8 protein-coding genes are annotated in these 8,182 nt (G+C 36.5%); 5 read left to right on the top strand and 3 right to left on the bottom strand.

Annotation, left to right across the window (positions count from 1 at the left end; genetic code table 11):
• Positions 1-1,296, bottom strand: a 1,296-nt coding sequence (locus HMPREF0023_RS09420; RefSeq protein ID WP_008941972.1) for a multicopper oxidase domain-containing protein, incomplete at its 3' end; no start/stop codon positions are given.
• A gap of 77 nt (positions 1,297-1,373) precedes the next feature.
• Positions 1,374-1,676, bottom strand: a complete 303-nt coding sequence (locus HMPREF0023_RS09415) for a hypothetical protein (protein WP_005091424.1) — start codon at positions 1,674-1,676, stop codon at positions 1,374-1,376.
• 148 nt (positions 1,677-1,824) lie between these two features.
• Between HMPREF0023_RS09415 and HMPREF0023_RS09410 the strand changes: the two genes are divergently transcribed.
• Both HMPREF0023_RS09410 and HMPREF0023_RS09405 read left to right on the top strand, forming a co-directional pair.
• The gene (locus HMPREF0023_RS09410) at positions 1,825-2,508 is read left to right on the top strand and encodes a heavy metal response regulator transcription factor (RefSeq protein ID WP_002058525.1); all 684 of its coding nucleotides are present in this window, start codon (positions 1,825-1,827) and stop codon (positions 2,506-2,508) included.
• On the top strand, positions 2,498-3,874 hold the full coding sequence (locus HMPREF0023_RS09405) for a heavy metal sensor histidine kinase (RefSeq protein WP_005091426.1): 1,377 nt from the start codon (positions 2,498-2,500) through the stop codon (positions 3,872-3,874). The genes HMPREF0023_RS09410 and HMPREF0023_RS09405 overlap by 11 nt, the downstream gene beginning before the upstream one ends.
• A gap of 73 nt (positions 3,875-3,947) precedes the next feature.
• On the opposite strand, the gene HMPREF0023_RS09400 is transcribed toward HMPREF0023_RS09405, so the two are convergent.
• Positions 3,948-6,293, bottom strand: a complete 2,346-nt coding sequence (locus HMPREF0023_RS09400) for a heavy metal translocating P-type ATPase (RefSeq protein WP_004880442.1) — start codon at positions 6,291-6,293, stop codon at positions 3,948-3,950.
• Positions 6,294-6,570: 277 nt separating this feature from the next.
• On the opposite strand from HMPREF0023_RS09400, the gene HMPREF0023_RS09395 reads away from it, so the two are divergent.
• The 3 genes from HMPREF0023_RS09395 to HMPREF0023_RS09385 form a co-directional block, all read left to right on the top strand.
• On the top strand, positions 6,571-6,951 hold the full coding sequence (locus HMPREF0023_RS09395; protein ID WP_005091429.1) for a copper resistance CopC family protein: 381 nt from the start codon (positions 6,571-6,573) through the stop codon (positions 6,949-6,951).
• 67 nt (positions 6,952-7,018) lie between these two features.
• Positions 7,019-7,900: a copper resistance D family protein gene (locus HMPREF0023_RS09390; RefSeq protein WP_005091431.1), complete on the top strand. Its 882-nt coding sequence runs from the start codon at positions 7,019-7,021 to the stop codon at positions 7,898-7,900.
• Positions 7,901-7,915: 15 nt separating this feature from the next.
• On the top strand, positions 7,916-8,182 hold a 267-nt coding region (locus HMPREF0023_RS09385; RefSeq protein WP_008941969.1), incomplete at its 3' end, for a hypothetical protein.

Below are 8,182 nucleotides of genomic sequence, written 5' to 3'. Positions count from 1 at the left end.
ATCATGATTCATATCTTTCATTGAAGACATATCATGATCCATACCTGTCATAGATGACATATCGTGATCCATGCCTTTCATTGAAGACATGTCATGATCCATACCTTTCATCGAAGACATGTCATGATCCATACCTTTCATCGAAGACATGTCGTGATTCATGCCCTTCATTGAAGACATATCGTGATCCATGCCCGCCATAGACGACATATCATGCCCCATCCCCATATCTTCCATAGTTAATAAAGAACGAGGACGTGACTTCGGCATTTTGATTTGATTTATTGGAGGAGTATTTTCATCATGTAATGAACCAACTGAAAAGCCACTCCTATCAATTGATTCTGCTTCAATTTGATAATTTGATTGTTTAGGTTCTACGATGACATCATACGTTTCAGCCGTTCCTATTCTGAATTCATCAACAGGAACAGGTTTCACTGGCTGCCCATCTGCACTGACTACCGTCATTTTCAAGTTAGGGATTCTGACGTCAAAGAATGACATTGCTGAGGCATTAATGAACCGAAGACGTACTTTTTCACCCGTCTTAAAATTACCAATCCAATTTTGTTCTGGAGTCTTACCATTCATCAAAAAAGTATATTTTGTCACATCAGACATATCAGTCTTGAGCATTCGCATCTGGTTCCACATCGAACGGTCTTGCCATGTTGCTTTTAAACCATCTTTTTTAATTTGTTTAAAAACATCAAAAACAGTTTCACGACGGTTCTGATAATAGTCAGCTTCTTTCTTTAGATTATTCATGATTTTATCACTAGTTGAATCATGAAAATCTGAGAGCAATACAACATAATCCTTATCTGTTTTCTCATCTACAGTTAAAGGTGTCCTATTTTTTGGGTAAATGACTAACGGACCATACAAGCCCTCTTGCTCTTGACCTTTACTATGCGAATGATACCAATAGGTACCATTTTGGCGTACCTTAAACTTATATTCATAGGTCTTACTAGGAGCAATACCATCAAACTGATTAAATCCAGGTACTCCATCCATGATGCCAGGCAAAATTAAACCATGCCAATGAATAGAAGAATCTTGGTTTTTTAACTTGTTATGGACACGAATAATCGCCTCATCACCCTCTTCAAATTCAAGAAGGGGGGCCACAAATTTGCCATTTACTGTGATTCTCTTTAAAGGCTTTCCAGTTATATTTACTGTTTGCTCAGCGATGGTTAAATCATATTCTTTAACAGCAGCCATCACCCAAGTCGACGAAAATAAACCAATTCCTATTAGGAGGACATGACTTAATTTTTTAGACATTTATTTCACCTATCTAATATTTAGTTAAAAGGCAAAGTAGTTTCTCGACTTCTTTGCCTTCGATCTCTTTTATCGTATTAATTATTTGACATATTCATTTTGGAGTGATCCATGTCGCCCATTTTAGAGTGATCCATGTTCATCATCTTAGAATGATCCATCTGGGACATATCACTCATTTTACTGTGATTATGCTGGGCCTTCTCATCACCCTTCATATCACAAGGTTTTTGACATTTCTCTTGAGCTTTTGAATTAGCTTTAACCTCTGTAGTAACTGTATTCGCTTGTTTAGTTTCTGCTGCCCAAGATTGAGTTCCTGCAATTAAAGCACCAGCACACATAAGAGTTGTTAAAGTACGACGAAATAGAACTTTCATTTTTTGCTCCGAAATTAGCTTATATGGATACATTAAAGGCCAGCACCAAACATCTATATGACATGAAAATGACATTTTTGTAATCTACAAAGAATCACGTATTTATAACGTTATTATATTCTTAATGAGTGATATTGGATTTTTATCAATGAGAATCTTACTAGTTGAAGATGAACAAAAAACTGGTGACTACCTTAAACAAGGTCTATCTGAAGCTGGGTATATTACGGATTGGGTCACAGATGGATTATCAGGTAAACATCAAGCACTTTCCGAAGAATATGACCTCATCATTTTGGACGTTATGTTACCAAAATTAGATGGCTGGAATATCATTTATGATATTCGCAAAAGCGGAAAGACAATGCCTATTCTATTTCTTTCAGCGCGTGATCAAATTGAAGATCGAGTTAAGGGATTAGATTTGGGAGCTGATGACTACCTCGTAAAACCTTTTGCTTTTGCTGAGTTATTAGCACGCATTAAAAGCTTACTCCGACGGGGACAACAAAAAGAAGATAGTAACCTTATTACAATTGCTGATCTTGAACTTGATCTTCGTAAACGCCGCGTCACTCGCGCTGGGCAACGTATTGACTTAACAGCTAAAGAATTCGCGCTGATGGAATTATTTATGCGTAGACGTGGTGAAATTTTACCTCGCGCACTCATAGCTTCTCAAATTTGGGATATGAATTTTGATAGTGATACCAACGTCGTAGAAGTCGCTATTAAACGTTTGAGAAGTAAAATTGACAGTAACTTTAGCCCTAAGCTAATCCAGAACATACGGGGAATGGGTTATGTTCTAGAGGTTGAAGATGACTCGTAAATTGTTTAATGCAATCAGCTTTCGTATAGCTATTATTTTTTCTCTATCTACCGTAATCATTCTAATGATTATGGGACTAGTTATTCATCAACTCGTAATGCATCATTTCGAAGCTCAAGACCGAACTCAATTAGAAGGTAAAATTCAACTTATAGAGAATCTATTAGAACAGAATCCTTCTAATTCTCAAGAATTGAATTTATATTTAAAAGATGCCTTAGTTGGTCATCATGATCTAATTGTTCAAATTGAACGACCAACGGGTCAAATTATTTTTAGTTCAGCACCATCCACCATTCATACCCAAACACTCAATAAATCAAAACGAAAGCCTTGGGTTGAATGGAGCATTCAAAATAAAACCTACCGTGGTTTAATTTATACAAAGTCTTTTAATCATCAAGACTCAATTATGTCAGCTCAAATTGTCGTTGGCATCGATACTTCTGAGCATCTACATTTCTTAAATAACTTTAGACGTCAACTTCTATACATTGGATTTGTGGGTACAATTTGTTTAATGTTCTTAGGGTGGTTCGCAGCATGGCGAGGGTTACGCCCAGTTCAAAAAATGGCAAAAGTGGCAGAAGGTATATCTGCTCAACATCTTTCTGAACGCTTAGAAGTCGAAAACACGCCAACAGAGCTTAGATCCTTAGCCATAGCTTTTAACGATATGTTAGATAGACTGGAATCTGCTGTAGAGAAATTATCAGACTTCTCATCTGATCTTGCTCATGAAATTCGCACACCTATTAATAATTTGATGACTCAAACCCAAGTATGTTTATCCCGTAGTAGAGATATCAATACTTATCAGGAAGTTCTCTTTTCTAACTTAGAAGAGTTTGAACGTTTAGCTCGGATGGTTTCAGATATGTTATTCCTTGCCAAAGCCGAACACGGTTTGCATTTACCAAACTTACAAAGAATTGATTTGGTCAAAGAAATTTCAGCTTTATTTGACTTTTATGATGCTATTGCTTCTGAAAAGAAAATGACTTTAGAACAAACTGGTCTAGGTTATGTAAATGGCGATCCTTCAATGTTACGTCGAGCACTCAGTAATCTATTATCAAATGCGATCAAATATGGAAAAACAGATTCAGTGATCAAAATCAATTGCCAACAAAGCTTTGATAAAACTGTTTTTACAATTGAGAATGAAAGCTCACCTTTATCATCAGACCAGCTAAATCGATTATTTGACCGTTTTTATAGAACAGATGCTTCCAGACAGCGAGTTGAGGAAGGTACTGGCTTAGGGCTAGCAATTACCAAATCCATTCTTGATGTACATGGCGCAACAATTAGAGCAGACTATCATAATGGCCGCATAACTTTTAAAATTATTTTTAAAAATTAATCACTTATATAAAAATAAACAACTACTGACTACTCATCTTTAATAGTTAAAAATAATGAGTAGTCAGAAAAACTTAGTTTTGGCTACGTAGTCGTAAAGCATTACCAATGACTGATGCTGAACTTAGACTCATTGCTAAGGCTGCGATCATAGGAGAAAGTAACCAGCCAGTAAATGGATATAAAATACCCGCTGCTAAAGGAATACCTAAAGCATTATAAAGAAATGCGAACATAAGGTTCTGCTTCATGTTTTTAATAGTTGCTTCTGATAATGAACGAGCAATCTCTATACCGCGTAAATCACCTTTTACCAAAGTAACTTGTGCACTATTCATTGCTACATCTGTTCCTGTACCCATTGCAATTCCGATATCAGCCTGAGCTAAAGCTGGGGCATCATTGATCCCATCACCAGCCATCGCAACCACTCTTCCTTCTTTTTGCAATTTCTTAACCAATTCTAATTTATCTGCGGGTTTAACCTCACCATAAACCTCATCAATACCTAATCTAGCGCCAACAGACTTAGCTGTTGTTAATCCATCACCAGTAGCCATTACGATTCTTAGACCGGAATCTTTTAATGAAAGAACAGCCTCAGGTGTACTTGCTTTGATTGGATCTGAAACAGCTATTAACCCTATCAGTTTTCCATCCACAGCTAAATGCATGACACTTGCACCTTCGGCTCTTAACTTTTCAGCTTCGGGAACAAATGCTTTAACTGATATTCCCAGCTGTTCCATTAATGCTGTATTACCAAGAGATAATTGTTGTCCATTTAACTCTCCTTTAACACCAATCCCAGAGCCAGATTCAAAAGATGTTGGTCTAGACAGTACAAGATCTCTTTCACGGGCAGCACGTACGATTGCATCAGCTAAAGGGTGTTCACTCCCCTGATCCAGACTAGCTGCTAACCGAAGTACCTCATTTTCTTCATAGCCCGAAAGAGCGATAACCTTATCGAATGAGGGTTGGCCTTCAGTTAAAGTACCTGTCTTATCAATAATTAAAGTATCAATCTTACGTAAATTTTCTATTGCAGCTGCATCACGAAAAAGTACACCATTCGATGCACCACGACCTGTTGCCACCATAATTGACATAGGTGTCGCTAAGCCTAAAGCACATGGGCAAGCAATAATTAACACTGCGACAGCATTAATTAACCCGTAAACCCAACTAGGCTCTGGGCCAAATACCCCCCAACCAAAAAATGTAAGCACAGAAATAGCAATAACTACCATAACAAACCAACCTGCAACATGATCTGCCATTCTTTGCATCGGCGCTTTAGAACGTTGAGCTTGCGATACCATTTGTACGATCTGAGACAGTACCGTTGAAGATCCAACCTTTTCTGAACGCATTACTAATGAACCATTCATATTTATTGTTGCACCTATTACTTGATCGCCTTCACGTTTTGTAACGGGAACAGGTTCTCCTGTTAACATTGATTCATCAATAGAACTTGACCCTTCAGTAACAACTCCATCAACAGGGACCTTTTCACCTGGTCGTACTCGGAGCAAATCTCCAACATGTACATGGGAAAGAGGAATATCTTCTTCTTTACCATCGTCATTTATTTTTCTTGCAGTCTTAGGTGCTAGCCCAAGTAAAGATTTAATTGCTGCCGAGGTCTGTGATCGAGCTTTCAACTCAAGAACTTGGCCTAATAAGGTCAGCGAAATAATGGCTGCTGTGGCTTCGAAATATACAGCGACACGTCCCATAGAAACAAAAGAGTCTGGAAATACTTGTGGAGCCAAAGTTCCAATGAGGCTGTATATAAATGCGGCACCAGTACCAATTCCAATTAAGGTCCACATATTCGGACTACGATTTAAAACTGATTGCCAACATCTAACAAAAAATGGCCACCCTGCCCAAAAAACGATAGGTAATGTAAGAATGAGTTCAATCCAACTCTGTATCTTCATATCAAATAAATTCAGCTGATGCCCAAACATGGCTAAAAATACAACGATAAGAGTTAAAGGTAAGGTATACCAAAATCGTCTTTTAAAATCTTTTAGTTCAGGGTTTTCGTCAGCTTCATCCAGATTTGGAAGTAAAGGCTCTAAAGTCATACCACATTTAGGACAATTCCCAGGGTGATTTTGTTGAATTTCGGGATGCATCGGACAAGTGTAAATAGTAGAAGTATTCACATTTATCGGCTGATCAACCACAATTGAATTTATCCCAATCTCTTTTGGATTAGTCGCTTTTGCTAGTTTATTAATATAAAAAGCAGGATCATTCTTAAACTTTAACCAGCAATTTTCACTGCAAAAATAGAAAGTTTTACTGTCAACTTTTTCATAAAATTGAGATGTTTCTTTTACTGCCATGCCACAGACAGGATCAGTAAGTGTATTTTTATCTTCGTGATGATGATGGTCCATACAACCTCCTTCATATTTAATTTTAAAAGTAATAAATTGATTAAAACGTAAATAATTTCCTATTACTTGATCATTAGATAAGCGAAATTTTCTTTATAGTCAGTGTAGCACTTGTGACTTTTCAATTTTTAAAATGACAAAAATGTAATTTTGAAGTCATCGGAGTGTTTCTATCTTTCTTTGATAATAGGATTACAAAGTTGGTGACCAAGCTATCAATCAATGAATTTCATTCGGTCATTACTGGGCCCAAGATTAATTTAAAGAGGATGAAGAAATGAAAATTTTTCAAAATAAAATGTCAGCTCTACGTAACACTCTCGTAGGTGCAACACTGATTGTTACTGCTTCAAGTGCATTTGCACACGTGAAACTTGAAAGTGCAATTCCTGCGATCAATGCTTCTGTAGCAAGTCAACCAAAAAACATAACACTCAATTTTGGTGAAGAAGTAATGCTAATGAACGTTAAGTTACTCGATGCCCAACGTAAGGACATCCCTTTGAACTACCAAGTAACTCATGATATGAAAAAATCATTTGAAGTAGTTGTTCCTAAACTAAAAAAAGGAAAATATACAGTGGTTTGGACCACAATGGGTACCGATGGTCATAACATGAATGGTGAATATAATTTCACTATTAAATCAACAAAATAACAATGAGTGAAAATAGTCAACATGCCAGCAGCTTGCTGGCATGTTGCTATAATAAAGGGAGAAAAATATGATTCCTGAGACTTGGATATATGCAACATGGTTGGTTAAAGTCATTTTATATTTAGGGATTGCATTTGTTATTGGCGGTGCTTTCTGCTATTTCTTACTTGGACGTTATGTTGAAATCAAGGAGACTATTCTAAAATACATGACTATTGGTACAGGTTTAGGCCTTTTTGCAAGTGTTCTCGGTTTCTTCATTCTTATAGGAAGTTTTGCCAACACTGGCCTTTCAGGTATGTGGGATAACAACTATATAAATATACTAGTCAATACTCCTACTGGACATGTCTATATCATTCGATCAATCAGTTTTGCACTTTTACTCATATTTATGATAGTCAAACTTAGCAAAGGGATGATTGATATTTCCAAAACTGAAGGAGCAATCTTTACCATACTGCTCACACCAATCATTTTAAGTTTTTCACAACTCGGACACGTTACGAATTTATCCTTATTCGCTCAAGCTTTATTATCAATACATGTACTTGTAATGTCCTTATGGATGGGATCGCTTTATCCATTATGGAAAACAAGCAAAAAAATTAATGGCTTACCACTTAAAGAACGTATGCATCTATTTGGGCAAATAGCAGCCTTTATTGTAGGAATACTCATCGCTTGTGGTCTTAGTATTGCTTTATTACTCTTTAAAGATTTTAATACTCTAATCAATACACCTTATGGGCATGGATTTATTATTAAAATATTATTTGTCCTAAGTATTTTATTGTTAGCAGCCTTTAACAAATGGTATTTCACACCTCGCTTACAAGACCCGAAATCTGCGAAACAATTGGGCTATGCCATTTTATTTGAAATGTCATTAGGCCTATCAATTCTTTTAGCCACTGGTTATATCACCACTGTAGTCGGTATTGAGTAAAAAAAGGATCACGCTATGACTTCATGGATGAAGTACAATTTATTATTTCTCATGTTTTTTAATACGATATCTTGGGCTGAACCTAGTACTTCAAAAACGATTCGCTCCTTAGATGATACTGAATTATCTAATATCACTGATCATAACCATGGCGATACCAAAGTTGATGAGAATAAAGATGACCATCATTCCAAAGATAAACAACTACGTAATGAGGATAGTAGACAACAAAAAGTTATAAATGGATTAATGTTACAAAAGCCTAACGTACTACCGCCCTCT

Origin of the sequence: Acinetobacter sp. ATCC 27244, assembly GCF_000156555.1 — a bacterium.
Taxonomy (GTDB): domain Bacteria; phylum Pseudomonadota; class Gammaproteobacteria; order Pseudomonadales; family Moraxellaceae; genus Acinetobacter; species Acinetobacter haemolyticus.
This window is presented reverse-complemented; position numbering and strand designations above follow the sequence as displayed.

What these genes read in the sequence shown, in the direction of transcription:
- HMPREF0023_RS09415 (WP_005091424.1), bottom strand. Translation starts at nt 1,676, where the DNA reads ATGAAAGTTCTATTTCGTCGTACTTTAACAACTCTTATGTGTGCTGGT.
- HMPREF0023_RS09410 (WP_002058525.1), top strand. Translation starts at nt 1,825, where the DNA reads ATGAGAATCTTACTAGTTGAAGATGAACAAAAAACTGGTGACTACCTT.
- HMPREF0023_RS09405 (WP_005091426.1), top strand. Translation starts at nt 2,498, where the DNA reads ATGACTCGTAAATTGTTTAATGCAATCAGCTTTCGTATAGCTATTATT.
- HMPREF0023_RS09400 (WP_004880442.1), bottom strand. Translation starts at nt 6,293, where the DNA reads ATGGACCATCATCATCACGAAGATAAAAATACACTTACTGATCCTGTC.
- HMPREF0023_RS09395 (WP_005091429.1), top strand. Translation starts at nt 6,571, where the DNA reads ATGAAAATTTTTCAAAATAAAATGTCAGCTCTACGTAACACTCTCGTA.
- HMPREF0023_RS09390 (WP_005091431.1), top strand. Translation starts at nt 7,019, where the DNA reads ATGATTCCTGAGACTTGGATATATGCAACATGGTTGGTTAAAGTCATT.